This is a genomic window from Campylobacter sp. 2352 PW (genome assembly GCF_024723575.1).
Lineage (GTDB): Bacteria > Campylobacterota > Campylobacteria > Campylobacterales > Campylobacteraceae > Campylobacter_D.
The window spans coordinates 21,199-43,618 of sequence record NZ_JANQCX010000009.1 but is presented as its reverse complement, the minus strand read 5'-3'; the positions used below and the strand labels follow the sequence as shown (position 1 = coordinate 43,618).

Below are 22,420 nucleotides of genomic sequence, written 5' to 3'. Positions count from 1 at the left end.
GCAAGTGAGTTTTTATTTGTACCTGATTTTTCAAAATTAAGTGTTAATTCTATATTAGATGCACTAGGGCTTGCATTTTTTAGTATGTCTTTGGGTGTATGTGTGATTTTAACTTATGCAGCAAGTTTGCCCGATAAAACAAATTTTATAAGTAGTGCTTTAAATATTATCATTATTAATACTATCATTGGTTTGATGATGGGACTTATTGTATTTACTTTTATATTTGAATTCGGAGCTGATCCTACCCAACAAGGTCCAGGGCTTATATTTATATCATTAACAACACTTTTTGCAAAATTAGGATTTTTGGGAAATGTTTTAGCCATAGCCTTTTTTATAGCTTTATTTTTTGCAGGGATTACTTCAGCTATTTCCATGATAGAACCTTTTACTTTTTATCTTATAAATCGTTATCAAATTTCAAGAAAAAAAGCTTTGGTTTTTGTAGGTGTGATTGTTTATTTTCTTGGAAGCTTATCTATACTTTCTTTTTATCATGTAAGTGCGCCAAGTTTAAATTTCTTTGGAAAAAGTTTTTTTGATATTTTAGACTTTTTCATACAAAATTTATTAATGCCAATTTCTGCTTTAATTACAGCATTTTTTGTGGGTTTTGTGCTTAAAAAAGAAGCTTTGCAAATTTTATTTCATCCCTTTATGCGTGGGGTGTATTTTGAAATTTGGTATATCTTTTTAAGATATATTTCTCCATTAGCAGTGATTTTAATCATGGCCAGACAGCTTTTTTTCTAAGGCATTAAAATGAATGATAAATTTTCTAAAATAGGCTTTGTATTAGCCGTTGCAGGTGGTGCTATAGGGCTTGGAAATGCTTGGAAATTTCCAACCTTAGTAGGGCAAAATGGTGGTTTTGCTTTTGTGCTTTTGTATTTGCTTTTGACTATTAGCGTGGGATTTTGTGTATTTTTAGCTGAAATTGCTATGGGAAGATTAAGTCAAAGTGATCCTGTAAATGCTTATAAAAGTTTAGCAACCAAGTATGCTCAAAAATGGAAATTTGCGGGATTTTTTATGCTTGGTGGAATTTTTGTATTATCCTTTTATCTTGTTATTATGGGTTGGGTTTTAAAATACATGATAACTTCGATTTATTATTTGCCTAGTAATACCCAAGAGGCAGGAGCTTTGTTTGGAAATTTAATACAAAATAGTATTTTAGAAAGTAGTTTGTATTTTTTAATTGCTTTTTTTCTTACCTTGTTTGTTGTCTCAAGAGGGGTTAAAAGTGGTATAGAAAAACTGAATGTTTGGATCATGCCAAGTTTATTTATCATGCTTGTATTAATGCTAGTGTATTGCTTTTTTCAAGATGGTTTTAAAGAAGCTTTTGTTTATTTGTTTTATCCTGATTTTACTAAACTTAATCTAAACTCAGTTTTAACAGCTTTAGGCCTTGCTTTTTTTACCTTATGTTTAGGTATAGGTTGTATTACTACTTACGCAGCTTCATTAAAAGATGATACAAATTTAATCACAAGTTCAGCCATAATTGTGCTTTTAAATATCAGCATAGGCTTAATGATGGGGCTTATTGTATTTACTTTTATATTTAAATTTAATGCCAATCCCGCAGAAGGTGCTGGACTTGTATTTATATCTTTAACGACTTTATTTTCCAACTTAGGTGCTATCTTTGGGCATTTTTTAGCCTTTTATTTTTTCTTGGCTTTGTTTTTTGCAGGGATTACTTCAGCAGTTTCTATGATAGAACCTTTTACTTTTTATCTTGTGAATGAATATAAAATTTCAAGAAAAAAGGCTTTGGTTTTTATAGGGTTTGTGGTTTTTCTTTTGGGGATGAGTTGTATTTTATCTTTTAGTGCTAGTTATGGGGCTAGTTTTAGTTTTTTTGGTTTTAGTTTTTTTGATATTTTGGATAAATTAACTTCTAATTTTATGCTCCCACTTGGAGCTATTGCTAGTGCTATTTTTGTAGGATTTTTTGTAGATAAAATGAAAATGTATAATTTGTTTTCTAAATTTATGAGTAAAAGTATTTTTGAAATATGGTATTTTTTACTCAGATTTGTTGCGCCTGTTGCGATTATTATCATTATGTTAAACCAAATTTTATAAATTTATTTTTTAAGAAAGTAAGGTTATAATTGCAAAGATGCAAAAATAAGGAAAAATTATGGCTAAAAAATTAATTGATGTGATGGATACCACATTTAGAGATGGTTTTCAATCTGTTTATGGTGCTAGAGTTTTGATGAATGACTTTTTTCCTGCCTTAGAAGCAGCTAAAGAAGCAGATATTAAGCATTTTGAATTTGGCGGTGGAGCTAGGTTTCAAAGCTTATTTTTTTATTTAAATGAAAATGCCTTTGAAATGATGGATAAATTTAGAGCCATCGTTGGAAAAGAAGCAAATTTGCAAACCCTTGCAAGAGGGGTTAATACTGTAGCGCTTGATACAGGTAGTAAAGAAATTATTGATTTACATGCAAAAATGTTTGCAAAACATGGCACAACCACCATAAGAAATTTTGATGCATTAAATGATGTAAATAATTTGAAATTTAGTGGAGAATGTATAGTTAAGCATGGTTTAAAACATGAAATTACTATTACTTTAATGGATTTGCCTCCAAAATGTAAAGGTGCGCATAATGTACCTTTTTATGAAAGAATTTTAAAAGAAATCCTACAAGCGCAAATTCCTTTTGATAGTATTTGTTTTAAAGATGCAAGTGGAACTTCAAATCCAAATAAAATTTATGAAGTTATTAAAATGGCTAGAAAAAACTTGCCTGAAAATATGCATATAAGGTTACATACGCATGAAACTGCAGGGGTAAGCATAGCATGCTATTTAGCAGCTTTAGAGGCAGGTGTTGATGGTATAGATTTGGCTGCTGCTCCTGTTAGTGGTGGTACAAGCCAACCTGATATTTTAACTATGCTTCATGCTCTAAAGGGAAGTAATTTTGATCTTGGTTTGGATGAAGAAAAAATTTTAAAATACGAAGAAGTGTTAAAAGATTGTTTAAAAGATTATTTTCTACCACCTGAAGCAACAGCGGTAAATCCTTTAATACCTTTTTCGCCTATGCCAGGTGGAGCATTAACTGCTAATACACAAATGATGAGAGATAATAATATTTTAGATAAATTTCCTCAAGTTATAAAAGCCATGCAAGAAGTGGTAGAAAAAGGTGGTTATGGTACTTCGGTTACCCCTGTATCGCAATTTTATTTTCAACAAGCTTTTAATAATGTAATGTTTGGACCTTGGAAAAAAATAGCAGATGGATATGGTAAGATGGTTTTAGGATATTTTGGAAAAACTCCCGTTGCTCCAGATCTTGAAGTAATTAAGCTTGCAAGCGAGCAATTAAAATTAGAACCAACTACACAATTAGCAACAGATATCGCTGATGCAGATGAGAGTAAAAGTATAGCTTATATTAAAAACTTATTGGAAAAAGAAAATTTAGAAGCAAGTGAAGAAAATATTTTTATCGTTGCAGCTTGTAAAGAAAAAGGCATAGCTTTCTTAAAAGGAGAAGCTAAGGTTAATGTTAGAAAAAATAGCAAATTAAAACCAAGTCTTATCAATGAAAATCAATTTACCGTTTCAGTTAATGGTAATAAATATCATGTGGAAGTAAGTGCAGGTTTTGATAGAGATGTTAATGTTAAAAGTGCTGTCAAGGTAAATTCAGACAAAACAGAAGTGAAAAAGGCACAAGTAGATGATAGCGCTAATGCCATCGTTGCGAGTATGAATGCAAATGTATTTAAAATTTTAGTAAAAGAAAATGACAGTGTTAAAGCAGGTCAAGTTGTAGCTGTGCTTGAAGCTATGAAAATGGAGATTGAAGTTAGTGCAAGTAAAGATGGAGAAATTGCAGAACTTTTAGTAAATGCTGGTGAGAGTGTAAGTGAAGGCCAGGTTTTAATGACTTATAAATAAGGAGGCAAAATGATAGGTTTAGAAAATTTAGGTTTAGAAAATATCGGGCAAGTTTTTCATAATCTTAGTTATGATGAGCTTTTAAAACATGAAAAAAATAACAATGAAGGTGTATGTACTAAAAATGGCACTTTTAGTGTGGATACGGGAATTTTTACCGGAAGAAGTCCTAAGGATAAATATTTTGTAAAACAAGATCCTTCACAAAAATATATTGCTTGGGGTAAGATTAACCAACCTATTAGCGAGGAATTATTTGAAAAACTTTTAGCAAAAGCTAAAAAGCAGCTTAGTAATAGTGATATTTATATCCAAGATGCATATTGTGGTGCTTCGTTAAAAAGTCGCAAAGCTGTGCGTTTTGTAACACAAATTGCTTGGCAAGCGCATTTTGTAAAAAATATGTTTATTCGTCCAAAAGAAGAAGAGCTTGGTGAGTTTAAACCTGATTTTGTGGTGTATAATGCTTGCAAATGTGTGAATGAAGACTATGAAAAAGATGGTTTAAATTCAGAAGTTTTTGTCATTTTTAACATAGAAAAAAATATAGCAGTAATTGGTGGGACTTGGTATGGCGGAGAGATGAAAAAAGGAATTTTTTCTATGATGAATTACTGGCTTCCGCTAGAAAATAAACTTCCTATGCATTGTAGTGCTAATGTTGGAGAAAAAGGTGATGTGGCGCTTTTCTTTGGACTTAGCGGTACAGGTAAAACTACTCTTTCAACCGATCCAAAAAGAAAATTAATAGGCGATGATGAGCATGGCTGGGATGATGAGGGTGTGTTTAATTTTGAAGGAGGTTGTTATGCAAAATGTATTAACCTTGACCCACAAAGTGAGCCAGAAATTTATGGAGCTATAAAGCAAAATGCACTTTTAGAAAATGTAGTTTTAAAAGATGATTTAAGTGTTGATTTCAATGATGGTTCTAAAACTGAAAATACTAGAGTTTCTTATCCGATAGAACATATTTTAAATCACGAGCCAAGTCTTAGTGCAGGTCATCCTAGTAATATTATTTTCCTTTCAGCGGATGCTTTTGGTGTTTTACCTCCGGTTAGTAAACTTAGCAAAGAACAAGCAATGTATTATTTTCTAAGTGGTTATACTGCAAAAGTAGCAGGAACTGAAAGAGGTATTACTGAGCCTGTTGCGACTTTTTCAGCTTGTTTTGGAGAAGTATTTTTACCATTACACCCAACTGTTTATGCAAAACTTTTGGGTGAAAAAATCAGCAAGCATAATGTAAATGTTTATTTGGTAAATACCGGTTGGAGCGGTGGAGCTTATGGTGTAGGCAAAAGAATGAGTATAAAAGCTACTAGAGCTTGCATTAATGCGATTTTAGATGGTAGCATACAAAATTGTGAGTTTGAAAATTATGATTTATTTAATCTTGCAGTTCCAAAAGAATTAGCAGGTGTAGAAAGTAAGCTATTAAATCCTATTAATACTTGGGAGGATAAAAAAGCTTATAAGGAAACCAAATTAAAGCTTGCAAAAATGTTTATAGAAAATTTTAAACGCTATGAAGATGTAAAAGAAGGAGCAGAATTTAAATTAGCTGGTCCTGCTATCTAAAAAGAGTTAAGCTCTTTTTAAAATAGTGATTCAGGATTGATTTGGGTTTCTTTATTTTTTGGAAGCTCAAATCCACCTAACATATGAAAATGTAAATGAAAGACTTCTTGCCCGCTATTTTTTCCACAATTTGTGATTAATCTATACCCACTTTTATCAAGCCCTAAAAGAATAGCTAGTTCTTGAATAAATTGTGTCATTTCACTCATTAATTCAGGTCTTAATTCTTGAAAGTTTTCAAAATGCTCTTTTGGAATGATTAAAATATGAATAGGTGCTTTAGGATTAATATCATGAAAGGCTAAAAATTTTTCACTTTCTAAAACTTTATTAGCAGGGATTTTTCCTTCTATGATTAGTTCAAATACGGTTTTTTCTCTCATTTAGTAGTCCTTTTTTTGTTATTTTTGCTAATTTTAAATAATTTTACATTAGAATGTTTAAAAAAAATTTAGTTGGAGCTAAAATTGCAAGATATGATAGAAAAAATTGCTTCTGCAAGTACTTTAGCAGAACTTGAAAATATAAAAGTAAGTGTTTTAGGAAAAAAAGGTATTTTGACTTTGGAATTTGCAAAGTTAAAAGATTTGCAAGGTGAAGAAAAAAAAGAATTTGCTAATGGTTTAAATAAAGCAAGAGATGAATTTAATGAAGCTTATCAAATAAAATTAAAAGAATTAGAAGAAAAAGCTTTAAATGAAAAAATGAAACAAGATGTGCAAGATTTTAGTTTTTTTGATGAAACTTCAAATGCAGGTACTTTGCACCCAATCATGCAAACTATGGATAAAATCATAGAATATTTTACAGCTTTAAATTTCAGCATAGAAAAAGGGCCTTTGATTGAGGATGATTTCCATAATTTTGAAGCATTAAATTTACCACAAAATCATCCTGCAAGAGATATGCAAGATACTTTTTATTTTGAAGATAAAACCTTGCTTAGATCTCAAACTTCTCCAGTTCAAATTAGAACTATGCTATCTCAAAAACCACCTATTAGAATGATAGCACCAGGTGCAGTTTTTAGAAGAGACTTTGATATTACCCATACACCTATGTTCCATCAAGTGGAAGGACTTGTGGTAGAAGAGGGTGATAAGGTAAATTTTGCAAATTTAAAAGATATGCTAGAACATTTTTTAAAACATATGTTTGGTGATGTAAAAGTGCGTTTTAGACCTAGCTTTTTTCCTTTTACAGAGCCATCTGCTGAAGTAGATATTTCTTGTGTATTTTGTAAAGGTTGTGGATGTAGGGTTTGTAAGCAAACAGGATGGCTTGAAGTTTTAGGGTGTGGTGTTGTTGATCCTAATGTTTATAAATTTGTTGGTTATAAAAATGTAAGTGGCTATGCTTTTGGTTTGGGTGTGGAGCGTTTTGCTATGCTTTTACATAAAATTCCTGATTTGCGTTCTATGTTTGAAGGTGATTTAAGATTATTGGAGCAATTTAGATGATTATTAGTAGAAATTGGTTAAATGAATGGATTGATTTAAGTGAAATATCAACGCAAACTATAGTAAATACTTTAAATTCTATAGGATTAGAAGTTGATAGTTTCAAAAGTGTCAAAGCTCCCCAAAAAGTTGTAATAGGTAAGGTTTTAGAAAAAGTTAAACATGAAAATTCAGATAAATTGAATATTTGCAAAGTAGATGTTGGGAATGAAATTTTACAAATTGTTTGTGGTGCAAAAAATGTTGATAAAGATCAATTTGTAGCCGTATCTTTAGTGGGTGCAGTGCTTCCAAATGGACTTGAGATAAAACCTGCCAAACTTAGAGGGGTTGAATCTAAGGGTATGATTTGCTCTTCTAGTGAGCTTGGTTTTGGAAAAAGCAATGAAGGCATTATGGTTTTAGATGAAAGCATGGGAGAATTAGTTCTAGGAAAAGCCTTAAATGATTATGAACTTTTTAATGATGAATTAATTGAAATAGAACTTACTCCAAATCGCGGAGATTGTTTGAGCTTATATGGTGTTGCTAGAGATTTAAGCGCAGCGCTTGATTTAAATTTAAAAGAATTAAATCCTTTAAAAGAAAGTGAAAATAGCGTAGGTATAGGAAGAATACTAAGTGTTAAAAATCAGAGTGATGTTGAAGGCTTTTTTGCTTATAAAGCATTAGAGATTAAAGAAGAATTTAAGCTAAATATTACGATACAAATTCGCCTTGCCTTGATTGAAGCATACAAAAATAATAACATAGAAAATCTTTTAACATATGCAACTCATGCAAGTGGAGTGATTTTTTGTGCTTATGATTTTCATAAACTTTGTCAAGATTGTCAAATCGATGAAAAGATTGTTTTAGAAATTAAAACTCAAGAACATGGAGAATATGGAGTTTATTATAAAGATGAGTTGATTGCTTTAGCGGGTATAGAGCAAGAAGATAAATTTAAAATTAATGATGAGAGCAAAATCATCATTATAGAAGCAAGTTATACTCATCCTCAAACTATAGCAAATGCAATAGCCTTTTATAAAAAGAAAAATGACACTATATATCGTTCTTTAAGAGGTAGTGAGCCTAAGCTTTCTTTGGGAATGGAGTATTTATTTAATGAGTGCTTGAAAATTAGCGCGATGAATGTTTTTTCTGGAAGTCAACAAGTTTTTAAAGAAAATGAAGCAAATATTATTGGTATTTTTGGTGCAGAGATTGATAAAATCATTGGTATGTCTATAGATAAAAATAATTTAGTAAAAATTCTTAAAAAACTAGGCTTTGAAATAAGTGTAGTAAATGATGAACAATTTAATATCAAAATCCCACTTCATCGCAGTGATATAGCAAATATAGCTGATATTAGTGAAGAGATAGTAAGAATTGTTGGCATTGATAATATCCCATCAAAAGCTTTAGAATTTAAAGAAAAAAATCGCCTAAATCAAGTATATTTTGATTATCAAGAGCTTAAAAATTTAAGATTAAAAGCAAGTAGTAATGGATATTTTGAAAGTGTACATTATGTTTTAGATAATGAAGAAGAATTAAGTCAATTAGGATTTAAATGCATTAAAAATAAGCTTATTAATCCTATCACCAATGAACTTAATACTTTAAGAAGCACTTTGATAAATCACCTTTTAAATGCAGCAAGCTTTAATCTAAGAAATTCAAAAAAGAAAATCAAACTTTTTGAATGTGGTAGTGTTTTTGATGAGTTTTCAAATGAGCATGCTAAATTTGCGATGATCTTTAGTGGCTACAAAGAAGAAGCTAAAATCACAAATAAGGCCAAGCCTATTTTGGTAGATTTTTATACTTTTTTAGCAGAACTAAAGAGCATTATAGGTGAGTTTAGTTTGCAAAAGTCAGAATATGCATTTTTAAGCCCATATGAGCAAGCAAATGTATATAAAAACGGTAAACGTATAGGTTTTGTAGGTAGAGTGCATTTAAGTATAGAAAATAAAAGAGATCTGGTTAAAACTTATATTTGTGAGCTTGATTTAGAAGGCTTAAAACAAGACTTTAAAACCGCTAAAGCATATTCTAAATTTCCATCTATGAGTAGGGACTTAAGTATAGTTATACCTAAGGGTTTTGAATATGAAAAAATCAAACACACTATTGCTAAATTAGATATTGAAAGATTAGAAAGTTTTAGAGTAGTAGATTTATATACAGATGAGAATTTAGGCGATTTTTATAGCTTGACTATTAATTTAGTATTTAGAGATTTTGAAAAAACCTTAGAAGATAATATTATTCTTGGATATATTGATAAAATCATCAAAGCTTTAGATGATGAACATGGTTTAAAACTTCGATGAAAATCAGTCCTATTGATTCTTTTACAGCAGAGCTTGAATATATAGCTTCTGATAAGTCTATATCTCATCGCTTTGCTATCTTTTCTTTGCTTACCCAAGGAACTTGTAAGATTAAAAATTATTTAAAAGCCCAAGATACTTTACATACTTTAGCAATCATTCAAGCTTTGGGAGCTGAGGTTGAAGAAAATGATGAATTAATTTGTATTAAAGCTCCAAAATATATAAAATCTCCAAATTGTGTTTTAGATTGTGGCAATTCAGGTACAGCTATAAGACTTTTAATAGGTCTTTTAAGCGCTATTGAAGATGAATTTTTTGTACTTAGCGGGGATTGTTATTTAAATGCTAGGCCGATGAGACGTGTAAGTGAGCCTTTGATGAGTTTAGGAGCTAAAATTTATGGAAGAGCTAATGCAAATTTAGCGCCTATTTGTATACAAGGGGCTAAGTTAGATGGTTTTGATTTTAGTAGTAATATTGCTTCAGCTCAGGTAAAATCAGCTTTAATCTTAGCAGCTTTATTTGCCAAAAAAGAAAGTTATTTTAAAGAAGTTGAGCTTTCAAGAGATCATAGTGAGATTATACTTAATAAAATGGGGGCTTGCATTGAGTATTTAAATGAGGATAAAACTTTTATCAAAATCAATCCTTTAAAAGAAAAATTAAAAGCATTTGAAGTATGTGTACCAAATGATCCATCATCAGCCTTTTACTTTGCCTTAGCTGCTTGTATTTTACCTCATTCAAAAGTAGTTTTAAAAAATGTTTTGTTAAATAAAACACGTATTGAAGCCTTTAAAATTTTAGAAAAAATGGGTGCAAAGATCACCTATAATATTACCAATGAAGATTTTGAAAGTATTGGAGAAATTTGTGTTGAAAGTACGCCTTTAAAGGCGGTAAATGTGAGTGAAAATATCGCATGGTTGATTGATGAAATTCCAGCTTTGGCTATAGCTTTTGCTTGTGCAAAAGGAAAAAGCATTATAAAAAATGCTAAAGAATTGCGCGTAAAAGAAAGTGATAGAATCAAATCAATTGTATTAAATTTGCAAAAATGTGGCATAAAGATAAAAGAATTTGAAGATGGTTTTGAAGTAGAAGGTGGCGAAGCTAAAAGTGCTAAAATAAAAAGCTTTGGAGATCATAGAATTGCGATGAGTTTTTTAATTTTAGGTTTAAGATGTGGAATGGAAGTAGATGATAGTGAATGCATTAAAACTTCTTTCCCAAATTTTATTGAGATTTTAAAGCAAATAGGAGCTAAAATTGGAGATTGAACTAGCAAAAAGCTATGGATTTTGTTTTGGGGTAAAAAGAGCTATTAAAAAGGCTGAACAGATTAAAGATGCAGCTACCATAGGCCCTTTAATCCATAATAATGAAGAAATCACAAGACTTTGGAAAAATTATAATGTTAAAACATTAAATGATATTAATGAATTAAGCACAGAAAAAAAAGCTATCATTAGAACCCATGGTATTACAAAGCAAGATTTAGAAAAATTAAAGCAAAAAGATATAGAAATTTTTGATGCAACTTGTCCTTTTGTAACTAAACCTCAAAAAATTTGTGAGCAAATGAGCAATGAAGGTTATGAAGTTGTGATTTTTGGAGATGAAAATCATCCTGAAGTAAAAGGGGTTAGAAGTTATGTAAGCACTAAGGCATATGTAGTGCTTGATGAAAAAGAATTGTTTGATATTAAATTGCCTTCTAAAATTGCAGTGGTATCACAAACTACAAAAAAGATAGAAAAATTTATGGAAATTGTAAATTATTTAATGCTTAGGGTTAAGGAAGTGCGCGTTTTTAATACCATATGTGATGCGACTTTTAAAAACCAAGAAGCAATCAATGAGCTTGCAAAAAAAAGTGATGTAATGATAATAGTTGGAGGAAAAAATTCAGCCAATACTAAGCAACTTTTTTTAATAGCAAAAAATTACTGCGAGGATAGCTACTTAATCGAAAATGAAAAAGAAATTCAAAAAGAATGGTTTAGCGGTAAAGAAAAATGCGGTATTAGCGCAGGTGCTTCTACACCTGATTGGGTGATTGACTTGGTTTTGGAAAAAATCAAAGAATACACCAAAATTAACTAAGTTTAAAGAAAACAATACTATAATCAAGAATTAAAATTTAAAACAAAGGACCACGATGAGCGAGGTGAACAAAAAAGTTCAAAACAGACTAGAGGATATTATCATAGAAGAAGATTTTGAGCAAATGCTTGAGGAATCTTTCAAGTCTGATGAGGAGGCAACTACACAGGGTATAATTGTCGCGATTAAAGGCGATGAGGTATTTGTAAATGTAGGGCAAAAATCAGAAGGTATTTTGGCAATAGAAGAAATTCAAAACGACAAAGGCGAATTTATCTTCAAAGAAGGCGATACATTAGAAGTTGCTATAGTGGGTTCTCGCGGTGGCAGATCTTTACTTTCTCATAAAAAAGCTTTAAGAAAGCAAAAAGTTAAAGAATTTATTGATAATTATAAAGATGATGAAAGTATGTTTGATGTAAAAATCATTGGTAAAAATAGAGGTGGTTTTGTAGCTGTGGATGAAAATGGAGTAGAATTTTTCTTGCCAAAATCACAAAGTAGTTTTAAAGATTCAAATAACATCATCAATAAAACTTTCAAAGTTAAAATCATCAAAATAGATAAAGAAGCTCAAAGTATAGTAGTTTCTAGAAAAAAAATAGTAGATGAAGAAAGAAAAAAACGCAAAGAGATTATCTCAAATGTGTTAAATCAAGAAGAAATCATAGAAGGTATTGTTAAAAAAATCACCACCTATGGTATGTTTGTTGATGTAGGCGGTGTTGATGGTTTGGTTCACTATAGTGAAATTTCGTATAAAGGACCGGTAAATCCTAGTTCATTATATAATGAGGGTGATAAGGTTCCTGTAAAAGTGATTAAATATGATAAAGATAAAAAACATCTTTCTTTATCTATCAAACTTGCTATGCCTGATCCTTGGGATGAAATTAAAGATGGTTTAGAGGTTGGTGACACTATTAAGGTTACAGTTTCAAATATAGAGCCATATGGTGCTTTTGTTGATTTGGGAAATGATATAGAAGGATTTTTACATATAAGTGAAATTTCTTGGGATAAAAATGCTAAAAATCCAAAAGATTATATTAGCGAAGGCCAAGAGCTTGATGTGGAAGTAATTGAGATTAATGCTAAAGAAAGAAGACTTAGAGTTTCTTTAAAAAATTTATTAGCAAAACCTTTTGATGAGTTTTTAAAATCACATAAGGTAGGTGATGTGGTAAAAGGTAGTGTTACTTCTGTAACTAATTTTGGTGCCTTTGTAAAAATTGCAAACTTAGAAGGTTTGCTGCATAATGAAGATGTTTCATGGAATAGAAACGATAAATGCAAAGATATGTATAAAGTTGGTGATGTTATAGAAGTTAAAATCATCAAGCTTGACAAAGAAAATCAAAAAATTTCTTTAAGTACTAAAGAATTGCAAAAAAGTCCTGTGCAGGTTTATGCACAAAAACACCAAGTAAATGATATTATCTCAGGAAAAATTAGAGATATTAAGGATTTTGGAGTTTTTGTAGAGCTTGAAGAGGGTGTTGATGCGCTAATTCACAAAGAAGATTTGGGTAATATTGATTTTTCAAGTTTAAAAGTAGGCGATACAATAGAAGCTTTAATTGTTTTCATTGATGAAAAGAAAAATAGAATTCGTTTAAGCGTAAAAAGTCTTGCAAGAATGAAAGAAAGAGAAGCGTTAAATGAAATCAATGATAATGATAAAGTAACTTTAGGTGATATTATCAAAGATCAACTTTCATAATAACAAATGAAAAAATATACCCTTTATGGTATTTTAGGCTTTTTAAGCCTAGTTTTGATTGTTGCTTTTGTTTTTATGGTGAGATATGTAAGTGTTGGAAATTTACCTATCTCACAAAATGTTAAATATTCTTTTGATGAAATAAAAAAAGAATTGCCACAAACTTGGCAAGATAAACTTTCAAATCTTAAAGTTAATGATTTTTCTCCAGCAGCGAATGAATTTTATATGAGTTTTAATATGGATGATTCTGTAGTAAAACCAAAACAAAAATTCTATATGCTCGATGTAAATAAAAACGATGTTTATTCTATGTTTTGTTTAAAGCAAACTTTGCATTCTTTTTTTATCAAATACACTTTAACACAAAGCAAAGATGAAGTGGCAATTTATTTAGATACAAATAATGAAAAAGTTTTAAACGCACTGATCGACAAATTAAAAATTTACAACATAAATGCAAAATTAAAGGAGGTTTGGTTATGAAAAAAATTATTGTATGTGATGCAATATTAGACAAAGGTGTGGAGCTTTTAAGAAAAGCTGATGATGTAGAGCTTATTGAAGCAGCGCATTTACCTAAAGATGAGCTTTTGACAAAATTAAGTGATGTAGATGTGGCTATTACTAGAAGTTCAACAGATGTGGATTTGAAATTTATCAATGCATGTTCTAATTTAAAAGCTTTAGTTAGAGCAGGTGTTGGAGTTGATAATGTTGATATAGATGAATGTTCTAAAAAAGGCATTATAGTTATGAATGTGCCAACGGCTAATACCATAGCAGCAGTTGAACTTACTATGAATCATCTATTATGCTCTGCAAGATCTTTTGTAAATGCTCATAATTTTTTAAAAATACAAAGAAGATGGGAAAGAGAAAAATGGTATGGTGTTGAACTTATGAACAAAACTTTAGGGGTTATAGGTTTTGGTAATATAGGTTCAAGAGTAGCTGTACGCGCAAAAGCTTTTGGTATGAAAGTTATAGCTTATGATCCTTATGTGGTAGCTTCTAAAATGACTGATTTGGGTATTGAGTGCGTGAATTCTTTAGATACAATTTTAACTCAAAGTGATTTTATTACCATACATACACCAAAAACAAAAGAAACAACAGATATGATTTCTTTTGAAGAAATTTCTAAAATGAAAGATGGTGTAAGATTGATAAATTGCGCCAGAGGTGGTCTGTATAATGAAGATGCTTTGTGTGAGGGATTAAAAAGTGGTAAAATAGCTTGGCTTGGTATCGATGTGTTTAATAAAGAACCTGCAACTAATCATCCGTTTTTAGATTTTGAAAATGTTTCTGTTACTTCTCATCTTGGTGCAAATACTTTAGAAAGTCAAGAAAATATAGCTATCCAAGCATGCGAGCAAGCTTTAAATGCTGCAAGAGGAATTTCTTATCCTAATGCTTTAAATTTACCAATTAAAACTGAAGATTTGCCAAGTTTTGTAGCACCTTATATTGAGCTTATTTCTAAAATGGGCTTTTTGGCTGCTCAGCTTGATAAAACTCCTATTAAAGCTATTAAACTTGAAAGTGAAGGACAAATTAGTGAGTATAATGAGTCTTTGCTAACTTTTGCAACAGTGAGTGTTTTAAGAGGAATTTTAGGTGAAAATATTAATTATATTAACGCACATTTTGTAGCTAAAGACAAGGGTGTGGAACTTTCTTCTTGTATTTTACCAAGTAGTGGTTATAGTAACAAAATCACCATAAAGGTAATTACAGATAATTCTAACCTTTCTATCTCAGGGACTATTTTTGGTGAAAATGAACAAAGGATAGTAGAGTTAAATGGTTTTGATGTAGATTTTAAACCAAAAGGGAAAATGATAATTTTAAATAACAATGATATACCAGGAGTTATTGCTAATGTTAGCGGAATTTTAGCTAAAAATAATGTCAATATAGCTGATTTTAGACTTGGTAGAAATGGTTTTGGAAAAGCTTTAGCTGTGATTTTGCTTGATGCAAAAATTTCAAAAGCTTTGCTTGAAGAATTAAGAGCAGTTGATGCTTGTATTTTTGCAGAATATGCAGAAATTTAAGGCTTTTTATAAGCCTTAATTGTTACAATTATTTTTTAATTTTAAAATTAAGGAAAATATATGGCTTCTTATGGAATGGGAGATTTAAAAAAAGGTTTAAAAATAGAAATTGATGGTATTCCTTTTAAAATCGTAGAATATCAACACGTAAAACCAGGAAAAGGTCCTGCTTTTGTACGTATTAAAATTAAATCTTTTATCGATGGTAAGGTTTTAGAAAAAACTTTCCATGCAGGAGATAAATGTGAATCTCCAAATTTAGTAGAAAAACAAATGCAATATCTATATGATGATGGTGAAAATTGTCAATTTATGGATACTCAAACTTATGAGCAAGTTGCAATTAGTGATGAAGATGTGGGTGAAGCTAAAAAATGGATGCTTGATGGAACCATGGTGGATGTTTTATTTCACAATGGAAAAGCAATTGGTGTGGAAGTACCTCAAGTAATGGAGCTTAAAATTATCGAAACAGCGCCAAATTTCAAAGGTGATACTCAAGGTTCAAACAAAAAACCAGCTACTTTAGAAACAGGCGCAGTGGTGCAAATTCCTTTCCATGTGCTAGAAGGGGAAGTAATTCGCGTTGATACTGTGCGTGGAGAGTATATAGAAAGAGCAAATAAATAATCCCTTATTTTAAGGGATTATAAAGTTCTTAATTTATTAATCTCATCTCTAAGCATTGCTGCTTTTTCAAATTCAAGATTTTTAGCTGCTTCTAACATTTGTTTTCTTAATTCTTTTACTATTTTAGCGCGTTCTTTTGCAGGCATTTTTTCAAGTTCTTTGCCTTTACGATAAATTTCTCCTTGCTCAAGTTCATGTTTTAAACTTTCTTCTATATTTCTTTTTACTGAGGTTGGTGTGATGTTGTGTTTTTTATTATAAGCTTCTTGTAAAGCCCTTCTTTTGTTAGTAGTATCGATAGCTTCTTGCATAGATTTTGTGATTTTTTTGGCAAAAAGTAAAACTTTTCCATTGACATTTCTAGCAGCACGCCCCATCGTTTGAATGAGTGCAGTGGTACTTCTTAAAAAGCCTTCTTTATCTGCATCCATAATGGCTATAAGAGAAACTTCAGGTAAATCAAGTCCTTCTCTTAAAAGATTAATCCCGATTAAAATATCAAAAGCACCACTTCTTAAACCACGGATGATTTCATTACGCTCTATTGCATCAATTTCTGAGTGCATGTATTTTACTTTTAAGCCAAGTTCTAAGTAGTATTTACTAAGCTCTTCAGCCATTTTTTTAGTTAAAACGGTTATTAAAACTCTTTCATTGCGTTCTATAACTTTTTTAGCTTCATCGTATAAAATTTCTACTTGATTTTCACTATCTTTGATTTCTATTTTAGGATCTAAAAGCCCTGTTGGACGCATGATTTGATAAAAAATATTTTCTTTGCTTAATTCTAGTTCTAAAGGTGCAGGTGTAGCTGAAACAAATAAAAATTTACAATTTTTATTAATAAATTCATCAAACATCAAAGGTCTATTATCTAAGGCGCTTGGCAAACGAAAACCATAATCAACCAAAGTTTGTTTTCTACTTCTATCCCCTGCAAACATCCCGCGAAATTGTGGTAAAGATACATGAGATTCATCCACAATGACTAAAAAATCTTGATTTTTAATGGCAAAATAATCAAAAAGCGTATAGGGTGTATCGCCGCTCTTAAGCCCTGTTAAATGCAAAGCATAATTTTCAACTCCTTTACACATTCCAGTGCTTTGAAGCATTTCAAGGTCAAATTCTACTCTTTGTTTTAACCTTTGTGCTTCTACGAGTTTATTTTCATTTTCAAAATAAGCAAGGCGTTCATTTAATTCAGCTTTTATACCTTTTATAGCCTCTTTAAGCCTAGCTTCACCTACGCTAAATTGACTGGTTGGGTAAAGTATGAATTTTTTTAAATCTTTACCTTTCTTATTTTCTAAGACATTATAATGATACATTGCCTCAAGCTCATCGCCAAAAAACTCAAGCCTAATAGCTTCATCTTCATAATAAGCTGGATATATATCTACTATATCTCCATTTACTCTAAAATCAGCCCTATCAAAGAAATTATCATTGCGCTTATAGCCCATATCTACAAGTTTTTTTAAAAGTTCTTTTTGATTTATTTGCATATTAAGCTCTAAAATCAAAACCATACCCACATACTCACTTGGGTTTCCCAAACCATAATTTGCTGAAACACTAGCTATGCAAATAACATCATCATAACTTAAAAGCGAAGCACTTGCGCTTAGTCTTAATCTTTCTAAGTCTTCATTAGTAGAGCTGTCTTTTTCTATAAAAACATCGGTTCTTGGTATATAAGCCTCGGGTTGATAATAATCATAATAGCTTATAAAATACTCCACATGATTATTTGCAAAAAAACCTTTAAATTCGCTATAAAGTTGCGCACATAAGCTTTTATTGTGACTCATGATAAGAGTAGGCATGTTTAAGTTTTTAATGATATTTGCCATAGTGAAAGTTTTTCCACTGCCTGTAACACCTAGCAAGGTTTGGTATTTATTACCCGCTTTAATGCTTTTTACTATACCATCAATGGCTTGTTTTTGATCAGGACTTGGCTTAAAATCACTAGTAAGTTCAAACATAAATTTTCCTAACTTGTATTTTTGCTAATTTTACACAAAATTTTTTGTAAAAATTTAAATTTTAAAACAAAAAGCTATGCAAAATTAAATTTTTTTTTGTTACAATTATGTGTTTAAAATACTCTAAATATAAAATCAATAAAGGCAAGAAAATATGTATGATGAAAGAATAATCAACACAATGACAGATAAAGTAAATGAGCTTTTGGCTAAATATAATGAAGTATGTGAAATCAATGAAAATTTAAGAAATGAATTGGTAAGTGTAAAAGCACAAAATGAAGCTAAAAATAATCAAATCGCACGTTTAGAAGAAGAGCTTAAAAATAAAAATATTGAAAGCGAAGATGTGATCAAAAAAATAGAGGCAGTTCTTGGCAAACAATAACCAAAGAAAAGTTACAATTAATGTCTATGCAAAAGACTTTGTTGTAACATGCAGTAATGAATTTGCAAATCATCTTGAAGATGAAATTGCTTTAATTTCTGGAGGTACAGGCAAGATAGAGCTTGCAAATTTCATTAATGCTTTTGTAAAACTTAGCTACGAAAACTATATCTTAAAAAAAGAACTCAATAAACTTATCAATACTATCGATGAAGAAATAAAATAAATGCAAACAAAAAAAGCTTTTACTTTGATAGAGCTTGTTTTTTGTATGATGATTATTGCTATTCTTAGCGTAATTGCTTATCCGTATTTTTCTTTTGGAAAAAATGATGCTAAACTCATTCAAGTAAAAAGTGAAGTGGAGCTTATCAATGCTTCTTTGTCTTTACTTAGAAATCAGTTTTTATTTAAAGAAAGTAAGGATTTTCCAGCAATTTTAGATGAAGCTTTGATAAATAGTGAAAATCAAAAATTATTTGTATGTTCTCATTCTCAAAATCATAAAAATACAAAACAATGCACTTACAGCGTTTTAGAAAAACCAATCATTTCATCTAAAAAATCGTGGATGAAAATAGCAAATACTCAATATAGATTTTTTATAAATACTAAAAATTACATAGATTTTTCTTATAATAGTGAAAAAGTTTTTTTAGAATGTGTGAGTTTAAATTGTAAGGATTATGGGTTTTGAATTTTTATCAACTTGCTATTAAAGGATATTATTTAGATACCTTAACTTATGAAAGTGAAGAAGAATTTGAAATTTTAGATGAGGTAATAGTTGATCTTGCAAGGAAAAAAAATCTCAAAGCTATAATTTTACAAAAATGTTCAAAGCCTGATTTTAAAACCCAAGCCATAAAGGAAAAAACAGGTTTTAAACTAACGCAATATCAATACGAACTTGCTCAATTTATTGCTTATTATTATGCTAGTAAAATAGCTTTTGTTTTAGGTATGTTTGAAAGTATTAAAGAGTATAAAAATGAAAAAATTCATATAGAAAAAGTACCTAGTTTAAGTAAAAACCAACAAGAGGCTTTGGAATTTATAAAAACTAAACAAACTAGTTTGCTATTTGGTGATACAGGAAGTGGTAAAACTGAAATTTATATTAGCTTGATAAAAGAATATCTAGAGCAAGGAAAGCAGGTTTTGCTTTTAATGCCAGAAATCGCTCTAACTCCACAAATGCAAAAAAGATTAAAAGTGTATTTTGGCGAGCATTTTTTCTTGTGGCATTCTAAAATTACTAAGAAAAAAAAGCAAGAATATTTGCAAAATTTAGCAAATTCAAAAGCTCTTTTAGTGGTGGGAGCTAGGTCGGCTTTGTTTTTACCTTTTAAGAATTTGGGTTTGATTATTATTGATGAAGAGCATGATAATTCTTATAAAGCTTCTAATAATCCAAAAATCAATGCAAGAGATTTGGCTTTATTTATAGCAAAAAAAATGCATATAAAAGTTCTTTTGGGTTCTGCTACTCCAAGTGTTGTAAGTTTTTATAAACATCCTTGTTTTAGACTTAAAGGAACTTTCTTTGAAAGTAAAAAGCAGTTTTTATACGATCAGAGTGAGCTTAGTGTTTCATCAAAATTGCTTTTAGAATTAAAAATTAGTTTAAGAAATAAAAAGCAAGCCGTGGTATTTTTACCTACAAGGGCAAATTTTAGACAAATTTTATGCAAAGAATGTACTAATACCATTAAATGCCCTTTTTGTTCTATTGCTTTGAGTTTACATAAAAATAAAAATGCATTAAAATGTCATTATTGTAATTTCACTAAAGAAATCGATCAAACCTGCCCAACTTGCAATGGAGTTATGCTTGAAGCTAAAAAAATGGGCACAGCAGAGCTTTGTGAGCTTTTAGAAAAAGAATTAGCGGAGTTTAATCCTATCATAAAAAGATTTGATAGTGATGAGATTAGCAGTGTAAAAAAGCTTGATATGATTTTAAAAGATTTTAACCAAGAAAAAATTGATATTTTAGTAGGCACTTCCATGCTTGCTAAAGGACATGATTATCACAACGTTGATTTGAGTGTGATTTTGGGGCTTGATGAATATTTATTTAGGCCTAATTTTAAAGCCTTAGAAGAGACTTTGGCTCTTGCTATGCAAGTAGCAGGTCGTGCAGGTCGAAAGGGTGAGGGTAGGGTGCTTTTACAAACTAAAAATAGATCTTTTTTTGAAAAATATATACAAGATTACGATAGTTTTTTAAAAGATGAATTAAATGCTAGAAATGAACTTTATCCTCCATTTAAAAGACTTTTAAGGCTAATTATTGAAGATGAGGATAAGAATAAAGCTTTAAATTTGTGTGAATTTATAGCTAATAAAGTTCAAGAATTAAAACAAGTGCAATTAGTAGGCCATGGTGCTTGTGGTATTGAAATGCTAAATAAAAAATGGCGTTTTTATGTGTTATTGCGTGCTAATACCCATCAAGAACTTGTAAAATTTGAGCATTTTGCTTTAAATTTTAAAAATATTACTTGCGATATAGATCCAGTTGATTTTTCTTGAAAAATATATTTATTTATAAATAATTATTGTTTTATAACAAAAAACAATATTTTATTTTTAATTTTAAATTTATTTTGATAAGAATATACTTTTTTTAATTTCTTAAATTTAAAGGAGAGAAAATGAAAAAGTTTAGTTTTCTTGCAGGTTGTGTACTTTTTGGTGCTTTGCTTAATAATACTTTAGCTTGCACTACTATTTTAGTACCAAGTGAAGCAAGTAAAGATGGCTCTATGTTGGTTGCAAGAAGTGCTGATAGTAAGGCAGATAAAGCACAAGTTTTTCTAATCCACCCAAGAGTTGAAAATCAAAAAGGTATTTATAGCACTAAAGCACATCAAGGAATGAATGATTTTACTTACCCTTTGCCTACTAAATCTTTTCAATATAGCACTATAGCTAATTGGCAAAGTAAATTACACGGTGCTACTGGTTTTAATGAAATGGGTGTTGGGATAAGTGCTACTGAATCAATTTATGCAAAAGATGAACTTTTAAAATTTGATCCTTATAATGAGAAAAATGGCATTAGTGAAGATGATATTTTGGATGTTTTGCTTCCAAGAATTAAAAGTGCAAAAGAAGGTGTTTTATTATTGGGTGATATTATAGAAAAACAAGGAGCTGCTGAGGGTTTTGGAATAGCTTTTGTGGATTCTAAAGAAATTTGGTATTTAGAAAGTGCCACAGCACATCAGTGGATGGCTGTAAAAATTCCTAATAATTCGTATTTTGTTAGTGCGAATCAAGGTAGGCTAAAACAACTAAAATTCAACGATGAAAATACCTTGCATTCTAAAAATTTAATAAATTTTGCCATAATACATAAAGCGTATAATCCTAAAGTGGATAAGGATTTTGATTTTTTTAAAGTTTATACAAGAAATGATGATAGAGATTTAACTTATAATTATCCTAGAGTTTGGTGGATACAAAAAATGTTTAATCCATCTTTAAATCAAGATGTAAAAAATGGCGCTAATTTTAATGTGTTTTTGCAACCTGAGCAAAAACTTAGTGTGGATGATTTAAAAAAAGCTTTAAGATCGCACTATGATGGAACAAAATATGATCCATATGCAAATTTCAATGAAAATGAAAACATTTACCGTGTTGTGAGTGTGTTTAGAACTTATGAATCTCACATTATGCAAGTTAGACCGTGGCTTCCTAAAGAAATAGGTAGGTTAAATTATGTCGCAATAGGAATGGCTGATTTGAGTGTGTATTTGCCTTATTATTTTGGTAATGATGAGTTTATTGCAGGATATCAACAAGGAACAAATGAAGCTGATGATAAATCAATTTATTGGATTTATCGCAAGTTGCAAACTCTTGTAATGAGTGATTATAATAAATATGCTCCTATCGTAAAAAATGCTTATGCTAAATTTGAAAAAGACACATCTTTAAAACAAGAAGCTATGGAAAAAGAATATTTAAGTCTTTATAAAAAAGATAAGAACAAAGCAAAGCAAATTTTAGTTGATTTTTCATTGCAAAATCAAATGGAAGCTAAAAAACTTACTCAAGATTTGACAAATCAAATTTTTACCCTTTTAACAAGAGATACAGATATAAAATATAAATCTCTTAATAAAAATAAAAAAGATTAATGATATAGCCCATTTTTGGGCTATAATACTCTAAAAATATTTTTAGAG

General features: G+C 30.1%; 19 protein-coding genes. 17 read left to right on the top strand and 2 right to left on the bottom strand.

Going from position 1 to position 22,420, the window contains the following annotated elements; translation table 11 throughout:
- From CAMP5121_RS06200 to pckA, 4 genes are all read left to right on the top strand, one after another.
- The coding region (locus CAMP5121_RS06200; RefSeq protein ID WP_337215097.1) for a sodium-dependent transporter at positions 1-756 on the top strand (756 nt) is incomplete at its 5' end.
- A gap of 9 nt (positions 757-765) precedes the next feature.
- On the top strand, positions 766-2,100 hold the full coding sequence (locus tag CAMP5121_RS06195; protein WP_263663469.1) for a sodium-dependent transporter: 1,335 nt from the start codon (positions 766-768) through the stop codon (positions 2,098-2,100).
- A 58-nt stretch (positions 2,101-2,158) separates the two neighbouring features.
- Positions 2,159-3,943, top strand: a complete 1,785-nt coding sequence (locus CAMP5121_RS06190) for a biotin/lipoyl-containing protein (RefSeq protein WP_337215096.1) — start codon at positions 2,159-2,161, stop codon at positions 3,941-3,943.
- 9 nt (positions 3,944-3,952) lie between these two features.
- Positions 3,953-5,527 (top strand): phosphoenolpyruvate carboxykinase (ATP), encoded by a 1,575-nt coding sequence (pckA, locus tag CAMP5121_RS06185; RefSeq protein ID WP_337215095.1) that lies wholly within the window; start codon positions 3,953-3,955, stop codon positions 5,525-5,527.
- A gap of 17 nt (positions 5,528-5,544) precedes the next feature.
- Here pckA and CAMP5121_RS06180 read toward each other — a convergent pair whose 3' ends face one another.
- Positions 5,545-5,910, bottom strand: coding sequence for a histidine triad nucleotide-binding protein (locus tag CAMP5121_RS06180; RefSeq protein ID WP_240379776.1), 366 nt, complete (start codon positions 5,908-5,910; stop codon positions 5,545-5,547).
- 84 nt (positions 5,911-5,994) lie between these two features.
- Between CAMP5121_RS06180 and pheS the strand changes: the two genes are divergently transcribed.
- The 8 genes from pheS to efp are packed head-to-tail and all read left to right on the top strand — an operon-like array spanning position 5,995 to position 15,839.
- Complete coding sequence (pheS, locus tag CAMP5121_RS06175; RefSeq protein WP_337215094.1) at positions 5,995-6,987, top strand: phenylalanine--tRNA ligase subunit alpha; 993 nt, start codon at positions 5,995-5,997, stop codon at positions 6,985-6,987.
- Positions 6,984-9,314 (top strand): phenylalanine--tRNA ligase subunit beta, encoded by a 2,331-nt coding sequence (gene pheT, locus CAMP5121_RS06170; RefSeq protein ID WP_337215093.1) that lies wholly within the window; start codon positions 6,984-6,986, stop codon positions 9,312-9,314. Before pheS ends, pheT begins: the two co-directional genes overlap by 4 nt.
- Positions 9,311-10,597, top strand: coding sequence for a 3-phosphoshikimate 1-carboxyvinyltransferase (aroA, locus tag CAMP5121_RS06165; protein ID WP_337215092.1), 1,287 nt, complete (start codon positions 9,311-9,313; stop codon positions 10,595-10,597). Before pheT ends, aroA begins: the two co-directional genes overlap by 4 nt.
- A complete protein-coding gene (locus CAMP5121_RS06160; protein ID WP_039668700.1) occupies positions 10,587-11,423 on the top strand; it encodes a 4-hydroxy-3-methylbut-2-enyl diphosphate reductase in 837 nt (278 codons plus the stop codon). The genes aroA and CAMP5121_RS06160 overlap by 11 nt, the downstream gene beginning before the upstream one ends.
- Positions 11,424-11,478: 55 nt before the next feature.
- Entirely contained in the window at positions 11,479-13,146 is a 1,668-nt protein-coding gene (locus CAMP5121_RS06155; RefSeq protein ID WP_337215091.1) for a 30S ribosomal protein S1, read from the top strand.
- A 6-nt stretch (positions 13,147-13,152) separates the two neighbouring features.
- The gene (locus CAMP5121_RS06150; RefSeq protein WP_220555329.1) at positions 13,153-13,632 is read left to right on the top strand and encodes a hypothetical protein; all 480 of its coding nucleotides are present in this window, start codon (positions 13,153-13,155) and stop codon (positions 13,630-13,632) included.
- Complete coding sequence (locus CAMP5121_RS06145; RefSeq protein WP_039618935.1) at positions 13,629-15,209, top strand: alpha-ketoglutarate reductase / D-3-phosphoglycerate dehydrogenase; 1,581 nt, start codon at positions 13,629-13,631, stop codon at positions 15,207-15,209. Before CAMP5121_RS06150 ends, CAMP5121_RS06145 begins: the two co-directional genes overlap by 4 nt.
- 60 nt (positions 15,210-15,269) lie before the next feature.
- The gene (efp, locus tag CAMP5121_RS06140; protein ID WP_337215090.1) at positions 15,270-15,839 is read left to right on the top strand and encodes an elongation factor P; all 570 of its coding nucleotides are present in this window, start codon (positions 15,270-15,272) and stop codon (positions 15,837-15,839) included.
- Positions 15,840-15,856: 17 nt separating this feature from the next.
- On the opposite strand, the gene uvrB is transcribed toward efp, so the two are convergent.
- Positions 15,857-17,830, bottom strand: a complete 1,974-nt coding sequence (gene uvrB, locus CAMP5121_RS06135; protein ID WP_337215089.1) for an excinuclease ABC subunit UvrB — start codon at positions 17,828-17,830, stop codon at positions 15,857-15,859.
- A 154-nt stretch (positions 17,831-17,984) separates the two neighbouring features.
- Between uvrB and CAMP5121_RS06130 the strand changes: the two genes are divergently transcribed.
- The 5 genes from CAMP5121_RS06130 to CAMP5121_RS06110 all read left to right on the top strand — a co-directional run bounded on the left by CAMP5121_RS06130 (position 17,985) and on the right by CAMP5121_RS06110 (position 22,372).
- Entirely contained in the window at positions 17,985-18,218 is a 234-nt protein-coding gene (locus CAMP5121_RS06130; protein WP_012661890.1) for a hypothetical protein, read from the top strand.
- Positions 18,205-18,444, top strand: coding sequence for a hypothetical protein (locus tag CAMP5121_RS06125; protein ID WP_012661889.1), 240 nt, complete (start codon positions 18,205-18,207; stop codon positions 18,442-18,444). The genes CAMP5121_RS06130 and CAMP5121_RS06125 overlap by 14 nt, the downstream gene beginning before the upstream one ends.
- Positions 18,445-18,915 (top strand): type II secretion system protein, encoded by a 471-nt coding sequence (locus CAMP5121_RS06120; protein WP_337215088.1) that lies wholly within the window; start codon positions 18,445-18,447, stop codon positions 18,913-18,915. It abuts the gene before it with no gap.
- Positions 18,912-20,756 carry a primosomal protein N' gene (locus CAMP5121_RS06115; RefSeq protein ID WP_337215087.1) on the top strand — a complete coding sequence of 615 codons (1,845 nt, stop codon included), beginning with the start codon at positions 18,912-18,914 and terminating at the stop codon, positions 20,754-20,756. The genes CAMP5121_RS06120 and CAMP5121_RS06115 overlap by 4 nt, the downstream gene beginning before the upstream one ends.
- A 122-nt stretch (positions 20,757-20,878) precedes the next feature.
- Complete coding sequence (locus tag CAMP5121_RS06110; RefSeq protein WP_337215086.1) at positions 20,879-22,372, top strand: C69 family dipeptidase; 1,494 nt, start codon at positions 20,879-20,881, stop codon at positions 22,370-22,372.
- The last annotated feature ends 48 nt before the right edge of the window (positions 22,373-22,420 follow it).

Bases quoted from the DNA above. Each gene is read 5' to 3' on its own strand.
- CAMP5121_RS06195 (WP_263663469.1), top strand. From the start codon at position 766: ATGAATGATAAATTTTCTAAAATAGGCTTTGTATTAGCCGTTGCAGGT.
- CAMP5121_RS06190 (WP_337215096.1), top strand. From the start codon at position 2,159: ATGGCTAAAAAATTAATTGATGTGATGGATACCACATTTAGAGATGGT.
- pckA (WP_337215095.1), top strand. From the start codon at position 3,953: ATGATAGGTTTAGAAAATTTAGGTTTAGAAAATATCGGGCAAGTTTTT.
- CAMP5121_RS06180 (WP_240379776.1), bottom strand. From the start codon at position 5,910: ATGAGAGAAAAAACCGTATTTGAACTAATCATAGAAGGAAAAATCCCT.
- pheT (WP_337215093.1), top strand. From the start codon at position 6,984: ATGATTATTAGTAGAAATTGGTTAAATGAATGGATTGATTTAAGTGAA.
- aroA (WP_337215092.1), top strand. From the start codon at position 9,311: ATGAAAATCAGTCCTATTGATTCTTTTACAGCAGAGCTTGAATATATA.
- CAMP5121_RS06155 (WP_337215091.1), top strand. From the start codon at position 11,479: ATGAGCGAGGTGAACAAAAAAGTTCAAAACAGACTAGAGGATATTATC.
- CAMP5121_RS06150 (WP_220555329.1), top strand. From the start codon at position 13,153: ATGAAAAAATATACCCTTTATGGTATTTTAGGCTTTTTAAGCCTAGTT.
- CAMP5121_RS06145 (WP_039618935.1), top strand. From the start codon at position 13,629: ATGAAAAAAATTATTGTATGTGATGCAATATTAGACAAAGGTGTGGAG.
- efp (WP_337215090.1), top strand. From the start codon at position 15,270: ATGGCTTCTTATGGAATGGGAGATTTAAAAAAAGGTTTAAAAATAGAA.
- uvrB (WP_337215089.1), bottom strand. From the start codon at position 17,830: ATGTTTGAACTTACTAGTGATTTTAAGCCAAGTCCTGATCAAAAACAA.
- CAMP5121_RS06130 (WP_012661890.1), top strand. From the start codon at position 17,985: ATGTATGATGAAAGAATAATCAACACAATGACAGATAAAGTAAATGAG.
- CAMP5121_RS06120 (WP_337215088.1), top strand. From the start codon at position 18,445: ATGCAAACAAAAAAAGCTTTTACTTTGATAGAGCTTGTTTTTTGTATG.
- CAMP5121_RS06110 (WP_337215086.1), top strand. From the start codon at position 20,879: ATGAAAAAGTTTAGTTTTCTTGCAGGTTGTGTACTTTTTGGTGCTTTG.